General features: G+C 46.1%; 16 protein-coding genes. 13 read left to right on the top strand and 3 right to left on the bottom strand.

Annotated features, from left to right (window positions below):
* Nucleotides 1–94 precede the first annotated feature (94 nt).
* Nucleotides 95–673, top strand: a complete 579-nt coding sequence (locus tag F6S08_RS04300) for a TetR/AcrR family transcriptional regulator (protein ID WP_315871324.1) — start codon at nucleotides 95–97, stop codon at nucleotides 671–673.
* A gap of 17 nt (nucleotides 674–690) precedes the next feature.
* Here the strand turns inward: F6S08_RS04300 and F6S08_RS04295 are convergent, their stop codons facing one another.
* Nucleotides 691–1,023: a ComEA family DNA-binding protein gene (locus F6S08_RS04295; RefSeq protein WP_027604151.1), complete on the bottom strand. Its 333-nt coding sequence runs from the start codon at nucleotides 1,021–1,023 to the stop codon at nucleotides 691–693.
* Between the two features lie 524 nt (nucleotides 1,024–1,547).
* Here F6S08_RS04295 and F6S08_RS04290 point away from each other — a divergent pair.
* Genes F6S08_RS04290 through F6S08_RS04235 form a run of 12 tightly spaced genes read left to right on the top strand, consistent with a single transcriptional unit; the run spans nucleotide 1,548 to nucleotide 14,805 of the window.
* Nucleotides 1,548–2,978: a mannose-1-phosphate guanylyltransferase/mannose-6-phosphate isomerase gene (locus F6S08_RS04290; protein ID WP_065947437.1), complete on the top strand. Its 1,431-nt coding sequence runs from the start codon at nucleotides 1,548–1,550 to the stop codon at nucleotides 2,976–2,978.
* Entirely contained in the window at nucleotides 2,971–4,056 is a 1,086-nt protein-coding gene (gene gmd / locus F6S08_RS04285; RefSeq protein ID WP_065947436.1) for a GDP-mannose 4,6-dehydratase, read from the top strand. The genes F6S08_RS04290 and gmd overlap by 8 nt, the downstream gene beginning before the upstream one ends.
* Nucleotides 4,057–4,076: 20 nt before the next feature.
* Nucleotides 4,077–5,006, top strand: a complete 930-nt coding sequence (locus F6S08_RS04280) for a GDP-L-fucose synthase family protein (RefSeq protein WP_065947435.1) — start codon at nucleotides 4,077–4,079, stop codon at nucleotides 5,004–5,006.
* Nucleotides 5,003–6,175, top strand: a complete 1,173-nt coding sequence (locus F6S08_RS04275; RefSeq protein WP_315871323.1) for a DegT/DnrJ/EryC1/StrS family aminotransferase — start codon at nucleotides 5,003–5,005, stop codon at nucleotides 6,173–6,175. The genes F6S08_RS04280 and F6S08_RS04275 overlap by 4 nt, the downstream gene beginning before the upstream one ends.
* The gene (locus F6S08_RS04270; RefSeq protein ID WP_098480026.1) at nucleotides 6,175–6,786 is read left to right on the top strand and encodes a CatB-related O-acetyltransferase; all 612 of its coding nucleotides are present in this window, start codon (nucleotides 6,175–6,177) and stop codon (nucleotides 6,784–6,786) included. Before F6S08_RS04275 ends, F6S08_RS04270 begins: the two co-directional genes overlap by 1 nt.
* Complete coding sequence (locus F6S08_RS04265) at nucleotides 6,783–7,793, top strand: glycosyltransferase family 10 domain-containing protein (RefSeq protein ID WP_315871322.1); 1,011 nt, start codon at nucleotides 6,783–6,785, stop codon at nucleotides 7,791–7,793. The genes F6S08_RS04270 and F6S08_RS04265 overlap by 4 nt, the downstream gene beginning before the upstream one ends.
* A complete protein-coding gene (locus tag F6S08_RS04260) occupies nucleotides 7,783–9,234 on the top strand; it encodes a hypothetical protein (RefSeq protein ID WP_315871321.1) in 1,452 nt (483 codons plus the stop codon). Before F6S08_RS04265 ends, F6S08_RS04260 begins: the two co-directional genes overlap by 11 nt.
* Nucleotide 9,235: 1 nt before the next feature.
* Nucleotides 9,236–10,102, top strand: coding sequence for an alpha-1,2-fucosyltransferase (locus tag F6S08_RS04255; RefSeq protein WP_315871320.1), 867 nt, complete (start codon nucleotides 9,236–9,238; stop codon nucleotides 10,100–10,102).
* Nucleotides 10,099–11,055: an NAD-dependent epimerase/dehydratase family protein gene (locus tag F6S08_RS04250; protein WP_315871319.1), complete on the top strand. Its 957-nt coding sequence runs from the start codon at nucleotides 10,099–10,101 to the stop codon at nucleotides 11,053–11,055. The genes F6S08_RS04255 and F6S08_RS04250 overlap by 4 nt, the downstream gene beginning before the upstream one ends.
* Nucleotides 11,045–12,106, top strand: coding sequence for a glycosyltransferase family 2 protein (locus F6S08_RS04245; protein ID WP_065947431.1), 1,062 nt, complete (start codon nucleotides 11,045–11,047; stop codon nucleotides 12,104–12,106). The genes F6S08_RS04250 and F6S08_RS04245 overlap by 11 nt, the downstream gene beginning before the upstream one ends.
* Nucleotides 12,107–12,138: 32 nt before the next feature.
* Nucleotides 12,139–13,581, top strand: coding sequence for a hypothetical protein (locus tag F6S08_RS04240; protein ID WP_315871318.1), 1,443 nt, complete (start codon nucleotides 12,139–12,141; stop codon nucleotides 13,579–13,581).
* Between the two features lie 39 nt (nucleotides 13,582–13,620).
* Entirely contained in the window at nucleotides 13,621–14,805 is a 1,185-nt protein-coding gene (locus F6S08_RS04235) for a glycosyltransferase family 4 protein (protein WP_315871317.1), read from the top strand.
* A 35-nt stretch (nucleotides 14,806–14,840) separates the two neighbouring features.
* On the opposite strand, the gene F6S08_RS04230 is transcribed toward F6S08_RS04235, so the two are convergent.
* Complete coding sequence (locus F6S08_RS04230; RefSeq protein ID WP_315871316.1) at nucleotides 14,841–16,841, bottom strand: nucleoside-diphosphate sugar epimerase/dehydratase; 2,001 nt, start codon at nucleotides 16,839–16,841, stop codon at nucleotides 14,841–14,843.
* A gap of 90 nt (nucleotides 16,842–16,931) precedes the next feature.
* A complete protein-coding gene (locus F6S08_RS04225; RefSeq protein ID WP_065947429.1) occupies nucleotides 16,932–17,948 on the bottom strand; it encodes an MraY family glycosyltransferase in 1,017 nt (338 codons plus the stop codon).
* Between the last annotated feature and the right edge of the window lie 64 nt (nucleotides 17,949–18,012).

Here is an 18,012-nt window from a genome sequence, read left to right as displayed (position 1 = left end):
GTAATCACATTTCATGCCAACGCCTTGCATGCCGACGAGTGTGTAAAAAAGGTCAAGTTGGCTAAAATGCCCGCCTGTAACCGAGGCATGCCCCATGCGTTATTCACAAAACCACAAAGCCCAGACCCACCAACGCATCATCACGGAAGCCTCTGCGCGCTTTCGCCGCGATGGCATCGACGCCACCGGCCTACAGCCACTGATGAAAGCGTTGAACCTGACCCATGGCGGCTTTTACGCGCATTTCAAATCCAAGGGCGAACTGGTGGAGACAGCCCTGCAGGCGGCCGCCGCAGACCTGGACGCCCATTGCGACATGCTGTTCAGCCAGGAGCAGCCGCTGGGCGCGTTTATCGACAGTTACCTGTCGGAATGGCACCTGGCCTCCCCGGACCAAGGCTGCCCGCTGCCAACGATGTGTTCAGAACTGGGGCTCCGAGGCCAGCCCAGTGCGACTACAGACCAGGTACTCAACGCAAGGCTCAAGCAAATAGAAACGGCATTGGGAGATGAGCGTTGCGATGCAAAGAGCCTGGTGATGATGTCGACACTGGTGGGCGCATTGGTACTGGCCAGGAGTGTTGAAGCCCCTCAATTGGCAAGACAGATCATGGCCGTGGTGCGCGAACGCCTGAAAACGCAGAACCCGGAGGGCAAAAAGGCCGATCAATGACCGGCCTCCTGGATGAATCAGTTGATGGCCAGCCTATCGCGATTCTTCTCCAGCAGCGCCTTGCCAATCCCCTTCACTTCCAACAACTCATCCACCGCCGTGAACGGACCATTGCTTTCGCGATAGGCGATGATCGCCTGGGCTTTAGCGGCACCGATACCGAAGAGGTCACGACGCAGGGTCTCGGCATCGGCGGTGTTCAGGTTGACCTTGGTGGACTGCTCGACCTTGGTCATCTGGGCGGTGATAGGGGTTGGAGCTTCGGGTTTGATGGACGGGGCTGCGGTGGTGGTGACTGAGAGGGTCGTGAGGAAGGCGAAGATTAGGGAGGTGAGGTAGGTGTTTTGCATTGGTGACGCTCCATGACAGTGTAAGAGAAAAGCAGCTTTTCCGAGGCTGCTTTTCTAACTTAGGTGACTACAGAGCCATGTCAAAAATGACGAGGTTACAAAGTATGTGATGCGTAAGGTCATAGCGGACATGCGCCCCACAGATCAATGCAGTCACCGCCAATCGGAAACTGTAAGCCTCCAAAAAACAGCTAAAAAATGACGTCAGAGTCCTTGCATGAGGTAAAACTTGAAGCACGCCAAGCATAAGGTAAACTATTAGGTTAGCGTACCTGATGGCAATATAGAGTTAGTCAAAAAAATGGCAACTCGCCCTTAGAGGGTTTCACAAACGTCCGGCGAAAAGGATTTTTTGACTTGTATGAAACTGAAAAGCTCTTACGGCGTGGAGTCAGGCAGCTACCACAAAAAGACCAAGCATATCAACGCCGCTAGATATCTTTATAGATATTTCAATTCGTCGAGATCCACGTAGGTAATGCCATTTACTGGCTTTTTAGGCTTTTTGTTCAAGTAGACCACTGATGACATCTAACTCAATCACCCCGGTTATTCTCTGTGGCGGCTCTGGATCTCGGCTATGGCCGTTGTCACGCAAAAGTTTTCCAAAACAGTTTGTACCTCTAATCGGGGAGAAAAGCCTGCTACAACTGACACTGGAACGCGTATCTCTCCTCGCGGATCATGTGCTGTTAGTCGCTTCTGAAGATCACCGGTTTCTAGTCTCTGAGGGCCTTCACTCGACACAGTTGAAGGGCGCAGTGATTCTGGAGCCGTCTGCTCGGAACACGGCAGCCGCCATGACACTTGCAGCGCTGAGCAGTGTGAAAGAAGGGCGAGACTTACTGCTGTTTTGCCCAGCTGATCACCACATTCCGGATGCGGAAGCTTTCGCAAGAACCGTGCGGCTTGGCGTTGCTCACGCCCAAGGCGGAGCAATCGTCACCTATGGCGTACTGCCGAGCTTTCCCTCGACCGCTTATGGTTATATCCAGCAAGGCCTTGCTCAAAAGGATGGGTGTAGCCGCGTCGAACGTTTTATAGAAAAGCCCGATGCTGCCACCGCGCAGACCTTGCTCCTGCGGGGCGATGTCTTGTGGAATGCAGGGATTTTCCTGTGCAAAGGCACAGTACTGATTGATGCGATGGAACGCCATGCACCGGACATTCTGGAGGTCTGCCGAGCATCCTTCGATGAGGCAACGTCAGAACGGCTCGCAGGTGGAACATCTTTTATCCGCCCTGCTGCTTCGAGTTTTGCGACCTGCCGTGCAGAAAGCATTGACTACGCCGTAATGGAGCACCATGACCATGTAGTAGTAGCTCCATTCAGCGGGCAATGGAGTGACGTAGGTAGCTGGAATGCGCTGGCTGAAATGACCGAAGCCGATGAATTCGGCAACAGAATCCACGGCCAAGGCCGAATAAGCCAATCCCGAAACACGTTCATCCACGCGCCACACCGACCAGTCGTCGCATTAGGCACTGAAAACCTGTTGATTATCGATACCCCGGATGCAGTCCTGATAACCCACAGAGATCATGTAGAACACGTTAAAAACGTCGTCCTGCAACTGGAAAAAGAAAACTGCAGTCAGGCGATCACCCATCGAAAAGTTTCGCGACCCTGGGGTTGGTACGACAGTATTGATACGGGCGATCGCTTTCAGGTCAAAAGAATTGGTGTGAAACCAGGCGCCTCGTTGTCACTGCAAAAACACCATCACCGAGCCGAACACTGGATCGTTGTAAAAGGGACGGCCGAAGTGACACGCGGCGCTGACACTTTTATTTTGACCGAAAACCAATCCACGTACATCCCCATCGGGGAAATCCATCGCCTGAAGAACCCGGGAATGGTTGAACTTGAGATAATAGAAGTCCAATCCGGTAGTTATCTGGGTGAAAACGATATCGTTAGATTCGAAGACAATTATGGAAGAGCAAATGATTAAGAAAGCACTCATCACAGGCGTAACTGGACAAGATGGCGCCTATCTTGCTGAATTATTGTTGAGCAAGGGCTACGAAGTACACGGCATGAAGCGCCGGAGCTCGTTGTTCAACACCGCTCGCATCGATCATCTATTCCATGACGTACATGACAAGGGCCTGCCTTTTTTCTTGCACCACGGAGATATGACCGACTCGTCCAGCCTGACGCGCATTATCCAAAAAGTGCAACCGGACGAAATTTACAATTTGGCAGCGCAAAGCCACGTAGCGGTCTCTTTTGAAGAGCCTGAATATACTGCCAACTCCGATGCACTCGGTGCGCTGCGTATTCTTGAAGCCATCCGAATTCTTGGCTTGGAAAAAAAGACCCGTTTCTATCAGGCGTCCACTTCCGAGCTTTACGGCCTCGTGCAAGAAACGCCACAGAAAGAAACCACGCCTTTCTACCCACGCAGCCCCTACGCCGTTGCGAAGCTATATGCCTACTGGATCACCGTCAATTATCGAGAGGCTTACGGGATCTACGCCTGCAACGGAATACTTTTTAACCACGAAAGTCCGATTCGAGGCGAAACCTTCGTCACGCGCAAGATCACTCGCGCACTTGCTCGGATAAAACTCGGCCTTCAAGAATGCCTGTACCTGGGCAATATGGATTCTTTGCGGGACTGGGGTCACGCAAAAGACTACGTAGAAATGCAATGGCTGATGCTGCAACAAGAAACCCCCGAAGACTTTGTTATAGCAACAGGCGTGCAATACAGTGTCCGTGATTTCGTTAACGCAGCGGCCAGCGAACTAGGCATTAATATTACCTGGCAAGGCTCGGGCGTAGACGAAAAAGGGTACAGCGAGGATGGTAAATGCATCGTGGCAGTAGACCCAAGATACTTCCGCCCAACTGAAGTGGAAACACTACTGGGAGATGCAACCAAAGCGAAAACGAAGTTGGGTTGGACGCCAAAAATCACATTCGAAGAACTCGTCAGTGAGATGGTGCGCGAGGACCTTAAAAGCGCGGAGCGTGATGAGCTTGTCAATCAACACGGCTACACGACGTTCAGCTATAACGAATAATTGAGTTGGCTACCCATCCAATGAGCACGAAACGAATACTGTTGACAGGCGGAGGAGGAATGGTAGGGCGCAACTTGCTCGACCATCCCGAGATTGGCGAGTTTGAAGTATTAGCTCCGCGCAGCAGCGAGCTGGACCTGCGGGATTTTCTCGCGGTGCAGGCTTACGTTGAGCGGCATAAGCCTGACTTCATCATTCACGCGGCAGGAAAGGTAGGAGGGATCCAAGCGAACGTCAGGGAGCCTGTGAACTTCCTTCGAGACAACCTTGATATAGGTCGCAACGTCGTCAGCGCAGCACAGCTCGCAGGCGTGCCCCGCCTGATCAATCTCGGTAGCTCCTGCATGTACCCTCGCAACCATACCGGATCGCTCAGCGAAGATATGGTGCTGACGGGAGAACTGGAGCCGACCAATGAAGGCTATGCCTTGGCCAAAATAGTGACAGCGCGACTGTGCGACTATATTTCACGTGAAAACCAAGGACTTCAATATAAGACGCTGATCCCCTGCAATATCTTCGGACGTTTTGACAAATTCGATCCTGCTCACTCACACTTGTTACCGGCTATTATTCACAAACTCCATATAGCGAAGAAAACGGGGGCGCCCTCAGTCGATGTGTGGGGAGATGGTTCTGCCAGACGGGAGTTCATGTATGGGGGCGATTTGGCAGATGCACTAATACACGCAATTAAGCATTTTGAGTCGGTCCCTCGCTATATGAATATAGGTCTGGGTAACGACCACTCAATAAATGACTACTACCGCACTGCAGCCACAGTAATGGGCTATGAAGGGACGTTCGAGCACGACCTTACTAAACCTGTGGGCATGGCGCGAAAACTTGTGAACATCGAGCGCCAAATATCGTGGGGATGGAAGCCGCGACATAGTTTGCAAGAAGGTATTGAAAAGACTTATAGCTATTATCTGGAGCATCAACAATGAGCATTAAATTTCCGCTGGCTACCTCCTCATGGGAGAAGGAAGAGCTTGAAGCGATGCAGCGCGTCATCGCCACCGGCATGTTTACAATGGGTGAGCAGGTCAAGGCATTTGAACGGGACTTTGCGGAATTTGTAGGCAGTAAGCATTGTGTGATGGTGAACTCCGGATCGTCGGCCAACCTGTTGATTGTCGCCGCACTGTTTTACACGCAAAACGCCTCCATCAAGCTACAAAGAGGCGACGAGATTATTGTTCCTGCAGTTTCATGGAGCACTACCTACTACCCACTTTACCAGTATGGTCTGAAGATCAAATTTGTAGACATCGACCTCCACACGCTCAATTACGATCTCGAACAGCTCGAGCTTGCTGTAACGGATAAAACCCGCGCAATCATGGCGGTCAATTTACTTGGTAATCCAAACGATTTTGGGCGTATTCAAGAAATCATCGGCGATCGGAAAATCGTGCTGATTGAAGATAACTGCGAATCCATGGGCGCAACTTATAACGGCAAACAGGCCGGTACATTCGGCGTAATGGGCAGCTTCAGCTCCTTCTTCAGTCATCACATCTCAACGATGGAGGGAGGCTTGATCGTAACCGACGATGAGGAGTTGTATCAGATCTTGCTGTCGCTTAGAGCGCACGGCTGGACTCGCAATTTGCCCAAGCAAAACCTGGTGTGCAGCGATAAAAGCGATGATCCATTTGAGGAGTCGTTCCGCTTTGTGCTGCCGGGATATAACGTCCGTCCTCTGGAGCTTGAGGGTGCGCTGGGCGTTGAGCAGGTAAAACGCTTGCCTAGCCTGATCGAAGAGCGGCGTAAAAATGGATTGCTGCTACAGGCCGCAATGACAGACCACCCAGACATTATTATCCAACGAGAGCTTGGAGAGTCCAGCTGGTTCGGGTTTAGCCTAGTGATTCGCCCAGGCAGTAAGTTGACGCGCAAATATCTCGTAGAAAAACTTACTGACCTCGGCTTTGAGTGTCGACCAATTGTAGCCGGAAATTTTGCAAAAAATGAAGTGGTTAAATATTTCGACTCAGAAGTACACGGTGACCTGAAAAATGCTGAGCATATTGACCGATTCGGGTTATTTGTAGGGAACCACCACTACTCCATACCAGAGGCATTCAATCTTCTTAAAAGCATTCAAGCCTAATGCGATTTATTTCGGCATTTAAAAATAAGATTGCAATAACTTGCAAGAATATGCGTGGACGGAACAACGTTCGATCTACGCATGTTTCTACAAAAGCTATAGGGGCCTCAATCGGCATCGAAACACTCTATGAGACTCATGTAGACTCAGAAAGCAGGATTGGCAGCTATACTTATATCGGCGAACACACAAATATTACCAAAAGCAATATCGGACGTTTTTGCTCAATTGCTAACAACGTATCTATCGGTCAGGGCGAGCACGTACTTGATCATATTTCCACATCATCTATTTTTTATAAAACCCCTTGGAAAACACTTACCCAGCATGATTGCAATATTGAGAGTGATGTGTGGATCGGCGTTGATGCGGTAATATTACGAGGTGTTAACGTCGGCTTCGGAGCAGTGATCGCCGCGAACGCAGTTGTGACCAAAGATGTTCCGCCCTTCGCTATAGTTGGTGGCGTTCCTGCGCGATTGATCAGGTACCGTTTCTCCGCAGATGATCAGAACCTTATTCTTGCTTCCCGATGGTGGGAACACGAGCACCATGAAGCAAAATCGATAATCCAACAGTTGGAAGTTAACATAAGCAGGTCCAAGCAATGAAAGTTTCCATACTTCGCGCTCCAGGTATGCGCAACAATACAATCTTTGATCTTGGAAGCCCTCAGAATAGGGACAATTGCTTTGCGCCCTACGCCCTACTGAGAGAAGAACTGCTTAAAAAAAACATACAACTACAAACGTCAGATATCGCAACACAAAGTCCAGTTGCATTTGAATTACATCAAGATGTACAGCCAGACTCATTGAGCGTAGATAAATATTTGATGTTATTTGAAACGAAATTCATCAAACCTGAAAATGGAAATCACAAGCTGTTTTCCAGTTACCGTAAAGTTTTTACATGGGATGAGCGTCTCGTAGACAATGATCACATCATTAAAATAAATTTCCCAAATGAATTACGAGTTAATGACGTAGACGGTATTACTTCAAGGAATCAATTTTGTTGCTTAATCTCCAGCAACAGAGCACTAACGATAGCCAGCACTAATGACCTCTACTCTGAACGGATCATTGCAATAAAATGGTTCGAAAAAAATGCGCCCGCAGACTTCCATCTATACGGGATAGACTGGAATTTACCCGCGGCAAAAGCTGGCTATATCGGAAAAATTCAACGGCGAACGTGGCCATTTATTAACCGCGTTCTAAAATCAGAACCGTTCCCGAGCTACCGAGGGAAAATAGAAAGCAAATATGAAGTTTTGAAAAAAACCAGATTTTCCATTTGTTATGAAAATGTCAAAGATTTACCCGGATATATAACTGAAAAGATTTTTGATTGTTTTTTTGCAGGCTGCATTCCTATTTATTGGGGTGCCAGCAATATAACCGACTATATCCCGGCAGATTGTTTTATAGATCGACGCAAATTTAGCAACATGCAGGATCTCTATAACCTCCTAAAAAAAATGCCAGACTCTGAATACACCGCATATCAACAGCGCATCGCAGACTTTTTAAAGAGCAAGCTGGCTCATCCATTTAGTTCACCGTTCTTCGCGGAGACTATCGTAAATACGATAGTTAAAGACCTTGAACGTTAAAAAAGAATTATTAATAATCAGCTCCGGCCGACTTATCTCAACGTTGATTGCTCTGATTTCAATTCGCGCTGTCACCTCATTCCTTCCGCCCGAGAAATACGGTGAGTTGGCCATATTAATAACGATTCAAATGCTGTGTGGTTTATTTCTTATAAATCCCGTCGGTCAACACATAAATTTGAATACCCACAGGTGGTGGGATGACAAGACGATAATTCCGAGGCTAAAATCGTATCGCTCTTACGTCATTGCCTCCTCTACTTTTGGGGCAATTATTGCTTTAGGAGTCTTTCCCCCTACCAACTCGACGATGATTATTTTAAATATATTCCCTGTCTTTGCTATGGTCGTTGCCGGAACATGGAATGCAACGTTCATCCCAATGTTAAACATGCTTGGGTTTCGAGGGCACTCAGTTTTTTGGTCGATAGTAACGTCTTCTACGAGTCTTGTTACTTCGATATTGCTTGTAGCCATATGGACGTCAGCAACCTCATGGTTTGTCGGCCAAGCGATAGGAATGGCGGTAGGTGCATTGGGAGCACGATACCAGTTAAATAAACAAGTCTCAGTGGAGATTCGTCGCCAGCCGAAAATTCCATTATTATCCAAAGATGTGATTATCAGCTACTGTCTACCGCTATCACTTGCGGCAGGCCTTATGTGGATTCAACTATCGGGCTATCGATTTGCCATTCAATTTTATTGGGGCTTGGCGCAGCTTGGGTTCATTGCTGTCGGGCTTCAATTGGCTGGCCAGATATGGGCCTTGATCGAATCGCTTGCAATTCAATTCCTGTACCCGTTTTTTTTCCGCAGGGTAAGCGAACAATCTGACAACTCGGAGATTGAACTAGCAGTCTCAGATCTACTGAATACTTTGGTGCCAACTTATCTCTTGATCGCAGGCTTGACGATCTTAACGGCACCTTATCTCCTGAAATTACTAGTTGCTCCAGAGTACAGTGATGCTTGGCTCTTTGTAGCTGCAGGAGCGATTGTGGAGCTCTGCAGAGCGTTAGGAAATCTCCTTGGTAACGCCGCGCATGTACGGAGAAAAACAATCTCTCTTGCAACGCCTTACGCACTCGGCGCAACGGTGATTATAGTCTGTATTTTTTATTCTGGTACACGCCAACTTGATATAAAATGGGCCGCAGCAGCCTTAGTGGCAGGTGCGCTAGCCATGATAGTTAGTATGACTGCAAATATGTATACCCAAGTTAAATTCAAACTGGATAAATTTCGCTGCTTCAGCTCACTCCTTTGCATGCTAGGAATGGCGAGTCTTATCGACAGTATCCCATATGCTTCCAGCTGGATTAGCGCAATAGGATATATCATAATTACGTCGCTAATCGTAGCTTGTTTATTATTTATAATGCTATGGAAAAACCCTGCAACCTCTAGATTACTTAGTGTGCAATTGAGGAAAATTTGAAATGATAATTGCGCATATTATAGGCGGCCTAGGCAACCAAATGTTTCAATATGCAGCTGCCAAGGCACTTTCTGTAGAAAAAAATACAGAGTTACTCCTAGACGTTACTTCTTTCGATTCATACGCCCTTCATCAGGGCTTTGAGCTCAATAAAATATTTAGCGCCGACTTTAAAATAGCCAGTAGCTCGGACATAAAAAAAATTCTCGGCTGGCAAGCCCCTACTATCGTTCGTAGTGTTCTGCACCGCCCTCGTCTTACCTGGTTGCGCAAAACCACATTGAGTATTGAACCATCATTTCAATACTGGCGGGGTTTTCAGGACTTATCGGACAACACCTATCTGAGTGGATACTGGCAGAGCGAACGCTACTTCAAAAATATTGAATCTATTATCCGAAAAGATTTCTCGTTCAAGCTACCTATGGACAATGAAAATTCGCGCATTGCAAACTTAATCAGCAATACAGAGGCGGTGAGCCTACATATACGAAGAGGCGACTATGTGAATAACTCAGCATATAGCGCATGCTCTTTGGATTACTACCAGGCTGCCATAAGCCATTTTACTCACATGAATAAACCGCCAACATTTTTCATTTTTTCAGATGATATAAACTGGGTCAAAGAACATTTAAAAATAGAGCACCCTCACTGTTACGTAGATCATAACAATGGGGCAGCAAGCTACAACGACATGAGACTTATGAGTCTCTGCAAACACAACATCATTGCGAACAGTTCATTCAGTTGGTGGGGAGCTTGGCTAAATGCGAATAATGACAAAATCGTCATTACACCGAAAAGCTGGTTCAACACTAATAATCATATAGATGATCTTATCCCGCCGACCTGGATCAGCCTATGATCAGTAAATTCTCGCCAGGTCTAACCACACTCGTTATTGGGGGTGGAGGCTACATCGGTCACTTTCTTGTTGCACAACTGGTGGCGTCAGGAAGAAACGTGACGGTCCTTGGGCGAAGCGCTAAGCCGCGCTATGAGGTTCCCCTAGGGGCTAAGTATATAGCCGGAGATTTTGCCCATAAGAATCTTATTTGCAAGATATTGAATACGCATCAGGAGGTAATCCATCTCGCTTATGCGACAGTACCCAATACATCTTTTGAAAACCCATTAGCTGATTTGGAGCAAAACCTCCCAGCTACTGTGCAGTTGTTTGCAGAGGTCGCTCGCCGTGGATTAAAGCTGGTACTCGTTTCCTCAGGCGGGACGGTGTACGGTGAAGCGCTATCTCTGCCTATAAGTGAAGAGCATCCCACAAAACCGATATCACCTTACGGTGTGACGAAGCTTACGTTGGAAAGTTATGCTTTTCTTTATGCTATGACCCATAATCTTCGGTTCACCTGTGTTCGCCCTGCAAATGCATATGGTACTGGTCAACGTCCGTTCATCGGTCAAGGCTTTATAGCCACTGCAATCGCCTCATCAATAAAAGGTTCTGCTATCAAAGTTTTTGGCCAGGCTGGAAGCGTGCGAGACTACCTCTACGTCAGTGATGTAGCCTCCGGAATATTTCATGCGTTGGAAAACGGTAAACTGTCGGAGATTTACAATCTAGGATCAGAAGTGGGCCTCAGTAATATGGATGTAATTGAAATAATGAGACCTATAATGAAAGATATCGATTGCGATATCAAGGTTGAACATTTACCAAAGCGGGGCTTTGATGTGAGTACAAATATTCTCAATTCTCAAAAGCTCAAGAGCCACACAGGCTGGGGCCCTAAAGTTCATTTTCTAGATGGCCTTTTAACAACCAGAGATTGGCTATGGAAGCACCGTCATGAATTCTGATGAATGCAATACTGCACCACTTATTTCAGTGATTCTTCCGGTATATAACGGTGCTGCACACCTGGCATCCGCGATCGATTCAGTATTAAATCAGACCGTGTCTAATTTCGAGCTGATAATCATTGATGATGGTTCAACGGATAATTCACTCAGCATCTTACGAGAGTACGAAAAAATAGATCGCCGCATTAGACTTTCTAGCAGAGTGAATGCTGGCCTCGCTAATACACTCAACGAATCCATCGCTCTAGCTACAGGCACGTGGATTGCGCGTATGGACCAAGATGATATCGCAATATCGACGAGATTTGAAAAGCAATTAGAGTATTTAAACTACTCAGGTGCCGACATCGTTGGAAGTTGGGTTAAACGATTTGGTACGACTGATAAACGCATTGTCAAACTGCCGGAATCCGACAGTGCAATTAAGATAGCTTTACTCTTCATATCACCTTTTGCACATCCCACAGTCATGATGCGCGCCGACTTTGTCAAGCGACTACAATATAGACACAAGTGGGATAAGGCGGAAGATTATGATCTCTGGGTTCGTGCGGCAATTTGCGGCTGGAAGATGGCTAACGTACCCGAGGTTCTGCTTAAATATCGAGTTCACACCACTCAAATTTCCACCTCCTCTGCTTTGCGGCAATTGAATTTATCAAGAGGTATTCAGGAAAATTATTGGAATCACTTGCTAACGCAATGGGGATGTGACACTTCATGTGTTAGCTCAGTTGTGAACATTTATAACAGTGGGTACAAGGTCTCCGTTGAGGATGTCGACATGGCGCTTACTTATGTCTTACAGCACTCCGAAAAAGAAACCCACGAGATGATATTCAAAAACGCATTTAGAATGTACATCAGGATCGCGGCAGATCACCCAAATTTAGCTGAGCGCTGGAAAAAGCTGTGTAATAATTTCTCAATTGTGCCTTCAAAAAAATCTATGATCACAATAAAAATATTGTGCTTTTTTAGAATTCGTCCGGAAGGAAAGTTTTTTATTGGAGCACGACGGGCGCTGGTCTTTCTAAATTTTAGATAAAAACCTCTTTCTAAATATAGAGACTTCTAATTATGAACGCACTTAAGATCTTCTCTCTCCACCTCCTTGCATGCAAAAAAGCAAAATACATTTTTATATTTTTTCTGGTGCTTTCGTGGTCAACATTATTTCTTTTAGCCACCTTTGAATACCCTGGCAACCAGTATAGTTATATTTTTTTCTCCCTTATATTCTTAGCTCTACTGCTGTCAGGACTATTTTCAAAGGTTAGTTATGGATATACTTTTTTATCAGTCATGTTATGGCTAGGATTTTGGTTGAAAGCCACACTTCATTTATTATTTAAGTATGACTATGTTGAGCCCATCGGCCAATTCAACGGATCAGGCGACGAATGGGACAATATACTGCTTGTAGCCTCTTGTGGTGTAATAGGCGTTTTGGCTGCTCGCTATTTTTATAATTTTGCAAATAAAAACCAGTCTACTTTAATTATAGAAACCCCTCCATTACCGCCAACCTTGTACAAAAAATTAAAACTCCCTCTTTGGATTATACTCATTTCATCAATAATCATACTTTCGGTAATAAATATTTATTTTTCATTCCAACAAATAGGAATAGTCCCGAAGACTATAATCTGGCCTCTGAATGCAATTTTTTCCTGGCTAATGTCTACTGGTTTCGCTATGGCCATAGCCACTTTATTGTGGTGGGAGTTCTCCCTAACCAAAGCAAATATTTACATTGTATTATTATCTTTATTTGAAGCAACTTTCTCATCTATTTCCTTGCTGAGTAGAGGACTCTTTGTTTTTCATATCATACCAATTTTTATGGCAACTTTCTTAAATCGAAAGCTAACAAAAAATCTCAACTTAAAATCCTCTGCTTTAATACTAATCTGCGCGCTCGCACTATACGCCGCCACATTTCCGCTAGTTAATTCCATTCGCGATTATCATTATTCCGGGCTGGTTCAAAAGCCCTCTATAAACTTTGAAATAAGTCTTTTCAAAAATAGTATACTAAAGCTTTCAAAGTTTTCTGTGGATCGATGGATTGGCCTAGAGGGGCTAATGGCAACATCTTCCTACAAGCAAAAAGATCGAACACTTTTCCTTTCAGTTCTAACTGAAAAAGTAGAAATTGGAAAAACTACGCAATTTCAAAATATCGCAAACTCAGATTATAGATTTTCAGATTCAGAAAAGTTCTTATTTGCTAGCTTACCTGGTCCTATTTCACTTTTCTACTTATCAGGCAGCACGCTAATTGTAATATCTTGCATGTTCTTAATCACATATACCGTACTGGTTAGTGAGCTTATAGTTCACAAAATCTTCTCAAACGCTTTTTTAACTGCTCTGTGGGCAAGTATAATATCTACTGCCGCGGCCCAAATGGGTATAAACGTACCAGGTTTATTATTTTATCTTTTTCTATGCTCACTCGGACTTTTCGCCATTTATCTTTCCCAAAAAATACCTTTTCCTAGAAAACAACTTCATTAGCAATTCTTTATTAAAATGTATAACCATCTCGGACCTAACATGAACAAGTTAAAAATATTAACATTTTCTTCTTATTATGTACCGGGCTATAAAGGTGGCGGCCCCGTCCGCACAATAGAAAATATGGTTGCTCATCTAGATGATTCTCTTGAGTTCTGGATCGTCACTCGTAATCATGACTTGGGCGATACAATACCCTACCATAGCATCCAGCACGAAGTTTGGCAGCGCCAAGGAAACGCCTATGTCTATTACCTACCTGCAGAAAAGCTCAACCTTTTAGGCATCCGTAAAATAATAAAATCCACACCTCATGACATCGTATATTTGAATAGTTTTTTTGATTGCAGATTTACTATCTTCCCACTTCTATACCGTTATTTATCGCGTGATCATTCGACACCTTTCGTTCTTGCCCCTAGGGGAGAGTTTTCTTCAGCAGCTTTAGAAATAAAAAAAATCAAGAAGAAACTCTACATTGCCATTTCTCAATTTTTGCGCCTGGGTAAAAATTTAACTTTCCAGGCGTCCAGTGAATTTGAAGCGAACGATATTGAAAAAGCACTAGGCATTGATAAGAGCGAGATAAAAATCGCCTCAGACTTACCATCTGTTAATTCACCGTCGCCAGCTTCGCTCAACCTCCACCCCCCGCATCAAACAGAAGAAAGCTCTTTACGCGTTATTTTTCTATCGAGAATATCGCCCATGAAAAATCTCGATTTTGCTATAAGCATACTTGCAGAGACTACATGCAGCCTCCAATTTGATATTTATGGCCCGAAGGAAGATTTACCTTATTGGGCGCACTGCGAACAGTTACTTTCGTCCCTACCAGATCACATTCAATACAACTACTGCGGAACAGTAATGCCTGATGATGTTAGAGAAATATTCTCTGCGTACGATTTATTCCTCTTTCCCACACAGGGGGAAAACTATGGCCATGTGATCGCCGAGTCGATTAGCGCTGGAACGCCTGTTCTACTAAGTGATAGAACTCCTTGGCGTTCGCTTGAACAAGATAATCTCGGCTGGGTTTTACCGCTTGGCACGCCCCAGTCATTTGCACGGGTGATAGATGCATTTTCCAAGACAACACCTCAAGAAAAACAAGAAAAGCGCAGGCATATTCTCGACTTCTCTGAGCACAAGTTATGCGCTCCTGAATCAATCATTCAGAATCGTGAGTTGTTTGTCTCCTTGCTACCGCAGAATAAGTAATCTAAAGGCTTAGCAACCGGCGAAGCATCCCGTGATTATGGCTCTCGTCGCCTACGCTGCTGCTCATGCACCCAATCTACAATCTCTCCGTCAGGGGAATATCCACTGACGGACTCACGCAATAACTGACGCACCAGTAAATAATTATCATCGTTCACAGCACTGATCAGTTCGCTCAGTTTATTTTTGAGGGTTTCCCAAGAGAGATAGTCTTCATTTGCACTCATGATCATTGGGTGTCTTGTTGCAACGACGTCATCACCAATGAGAAGCTCCTCATACAGCTTTTCTCCTGGGCGCAGCCCGGTGAATTCGATGGCGATATCGCCGTGCGGATTTTTATCTGAACTAACACTTAATCCCGATAGGTGGATCATCTTTTCTGCCAGTTCCACAATTTTTACGGGCTCACCCATATCCAGGACAAACACATCCCCTCCCATTCCCATAGAACCCGCTTGGATAACCAATTGAGCTGCCTCAGGGATCGTCATGAAATAACGCGTAATTTTTGGATGGGTTACCGTTAGAGGTCCGCCAGATTTAATTTGCTTGTAGAATAGTGGAATCACAGACCCCGAAGACCCCAATACGTTTCCGAATCGAACCATCGTAAACCGAGTTTTATTAACCCTTGATACGTTACTCGAATCGCCAAAAAGTACCGGCGCAACTTCTTTACTCAACGCTTGTAATGTCAGCTCTGCGAGTCTTTTGGTACTGCCCATAATATTCGTGGGTCTGACAGCCTTGTCCGTCGAGATCAAAACAAAATTGGCGACCCCAGCCTCCAGAGCCGCCTGAGCAGTGTTGAGGGTGCCAATCACATTATTTAGAATACCTTCCGCAATATTATGTTCTACCATCGGCACATGCTTATAAGCTGCAGCATGATACACCGTGACCACACTCCAGCGTTTCATGACATCAAGGAGCTTCTCCTGGTTTCGCACAGAGCCGAGAATGGGGAGCAATTTTATTGATCTGGATTCCCTTATTACCCGCTGCTCCAGCTCTGACAAGATGCTATAGAGATTAAACTCACTATGATCAAACAGAATCAGCGATGTAGGTCCTAAAGATAAAATTTGCCGGCATAGTTCGGAGCCAATAGACCCTCCTGCACCGGTAACCATAACAACCTGGCCTTTAATGCAGTGTGCGAGCAGGTCTTCTTGGGGAGGGACAGAATCGCGACCGAGTAGATCGGCAATATCCACCTCTTGAATATCATCAACTTTGACCAAACCACTCGCAAGATCCATAAAACCAGGCACGCTCCGTACATGGAATGGAAACCTTTCGAGGTAACTTAAAATTTCACGACGCCTGGCACGAGAACAAGAAGGAATGGCCAAGAGAACCTCCCCCACTCCCGTCTCATCAATCATGCGTTGAATATTTTTTGGTTTGTATACCTGCAACCCGGAAATCACACGATCGGAGATACTGGCATCATCATCGATAAAGGCTACAGGACGCATAAGTCGCCCCATTCTTAAAGCAGCAACAAGTTGGTTGCCAGCGGCTCCCGCGCCATAGATGGCCACTTTGGGCAAGCCATCCTCACGATTAGTGAAAGGAACGTGCTGTGCGGCCGCGAACCAATCCCCAAGAAAATATTGACGCATGGCTAAACGCAGGCCACCGATCATAACCATGCTCAACCACCAGTAATTGAACACTATCGAGCGTGGGACTACAGTTTGGTGGTTGCTGTACACATACACGGCTAATGCCAGTACCAACGCCGAAAGAGTAACAGCCTTTATTATTATAATAAGTGCATCATTACCGAAGTAACGCATCACCGCACGATACATTCCGAGTCGCACAAACAAGGGAATCGCTATCACTGGCGCACTGAGAAACAACCAAAGGTGGACTACAAATGGATTGCTTAGCTCGTCAATTCCCAAGCGTATTACGAACGCCATCCATAGGGCGAACCAAATCAACAGGATGTCAGTCGCTACCTGGAGAAACCGTTTTTGCCGGCGGGACATTCCCACCAGATATGCTCTTATCTTATCCATAACCCTTTGAATTACCTCAGTCCCTAGTAACGACTCAAAAACCAGCACCCTACGTATAGCTCATCTATTTAAAATCGCAGCCGGTACCTATTATGAAGGCGTTTCCAATTCACCGGCATGAAACTTCACGGCTAATATCACCAACGGCACATACGCTATCACCAGGCCAATAAGCCCGTTAAACCCCATGCCGACACACACAGCAATCGGGAGCAGCCAGAGTAAATTGATGAGCATAACGGTGATTGTAACTGGCATATGACGCCCAACTTTACGTGCAGCATACTGATATGCATGACTGCGGTGGGCCTCGTAGATTTTGTCTCCACGCAGTAAACGCCGGCCCAAAGTAAAGGTCGCATCAACGATAAATACGCCCAGCAAAATCAACCAAACCCAAAGCAACTCATTGGCCACCCATGCGGCCTGTAAAGAAAACACTCCAATCACGACACCTAGAAACCCGCTGCCGGCGTCTCCCATAAAGATGCGCGCGGGCGGAAAATTCCAATATAAGAAACCCAGCACTGCAATTGCCAGTAGCCCAGGAGCTATTATGAGTGCGTCGTGCCCAGCCAGCCAATAGACCAAGCTCGCCCCTGTGCAAGCACAAACTGCCTCAATGCTGGCGATGCCGTCGATTCCGTCCATGAAGTTATAGAGATTGAGCATCCAGACCAAGTACATGGCCGCCAACAGGTGTCCAAGCCAACCAAGGCTCAGATCAACCCCCGCAACGTTTAATGTGGGTAACCCCCCCATCCATAACAGTGCCCATGCCGCCGCTGCAAAATGCGCTAGTAAACGCCAACGCGCAGCGACATGCCCGTGATCATCGAGAAAACCGACCAAGGCAATCAATAATCCACTGCCCAGCAAAGGCAGTGCAGTAGCCCAACCTATAAGCCCCATAGATACCATCACACCCAATGCCACCAGGTAAGTAACGACAATGGCGACACCACCACCTCGTGGCGTAGGCACCGAGTGAGAACTGCGACAGTTGGGTATATCCATCAGGCTGCGTGTCAACGCATAGCGGCGTAGAACCCAAGTCAAAAATAACGACGCTATAAGCACCGTTGCAAACACCAACCAAATGGACATGTACGATCAGTTCCTGAAACAGAATGCTGGCAAAAAGAGATGCATCACTCGTCGCCGAGCCAAT

This window comes from Pseudomonas sp. JV449, assembly GCF_032424295.1.
Lineage (GTDB): Bacteria > Pseudomonadota > Gammaproteobacteria > Pseudomonadales > Pseudomonadaceae > Aquipseudomonas > Aquipseudomonas marginalis.
The sequence above is the reverse complement of the archived record's forward strand: the minus strand, read 5'-3'. Positions and strand labels throughout refer to the sequence as shown.

Excerpts from the sequence above, each read along its gene's own strand:
- F6S08_RS04300 (WP_315871324.1), top strand. The coding sequence starts at position 95 with ATGCGTTATTCACAAAACCACAAAGCCCAGACCCACCAACGCATCATC.
- F6S08_RS04295 (WP_027604151.1), bottom strand. The coding sequence starts at position 1,023 with ATGCAAAACACCTACCTCACCTCCCTAATCTTCGCCTTCCTCACGACC.
- F6S08_RS04290 (WP_065947437.1), top strand. The coding sequence starts at position 1,548 with ATGACATCTAACTCAATCACCCCGGTTATTCTCTGTGGCGGCTCTGGA.
- gmd (WP_065947436.1), top strand. The coding sequence starts at position 2,971 with ATGATTAAGAAAGCACTCATCACAGGCGTAACTGGACAAGATGGCGCC.
- F6S08_RS04280 (WP_065947435.1), top strand. The coding sequence starts at position 4,077 with ATGAGCACGAAACGAATACTGTTGACAGGCGGAGGAGGAATGGTAGGG.
- F6S08_RS04275 (WP_315871323.1), top strand. The coding sequence starts at position 5,003 with ATGAGCATTAAATTTCCGCTGGCTACCTCCTCATGGGAGAAGGAAGAG.
- F6S08_RS04270 (WP_098480026.1), top strand. The coding sequence starts at position 6,175 with ATGCGATTTATTTCGGCATTTAAAAATAAGATTGCAATAACTTGCAAG.
- F6S08_RS04265 (WP_315871322.1), top strand. The coding sequence starts at position 6,783 with ATGAAAGTTTCCATACTTCGCGCTCCAGGTATGCGCAACAATACAATC.
- F6S08_RS04255 (WP_315871320.1), top strand. The coding sequence starts at position 9,236 with ATGATAATTGCGCATATTATAGGCGGCCTAGGCAACCAAATGTTTCAA.
- F6S08_RS04250 (WP_315871319.1), top strand. The coding sequence starts at position 10,099 with ATGATCAGTAAATTCTCGCCAGGTCTAACCACACTCGTTATTGGGGGT.
- F6S08_RS04245 (WP_065947431.1), top strand. The coding sequence starts at position 11,045 with ATGAATTCTGATGAATGCAATACTGCACCACTTATTTCAGTGATTCTT.
- F6S08_RS04240 (WP_315871318.1), top strand. The coding sequence starts at position 12,139 with ATGAACGCACTTAAGATCTTCTCTCTCCACCTCCTTGCATGCAAAAAA.
- F6S08_RS04235 (WP_315871317.1), top strand. The coding sequence starts at position 13,621 with ATGAACAAGTTAAAAATATTAACATTTTCTTCTTATTATGTACCGGGC.
- F6S08_RS04230 (WP_315871316.1), bottom strand. The coding sequence starts at position 16,841 with ATGGATAAGATAAGAGCATATCTGGTGGGAATGTCCCGCCGGCAAAAA.
- F6S08_RS04225 (WP_065947429.1), bottom strand. The coding sequence starts at position 17,948 with ATGTCCATTTGGTTGGTGTTTGCAACGGTGCTTATAGCGTCGTTATTT.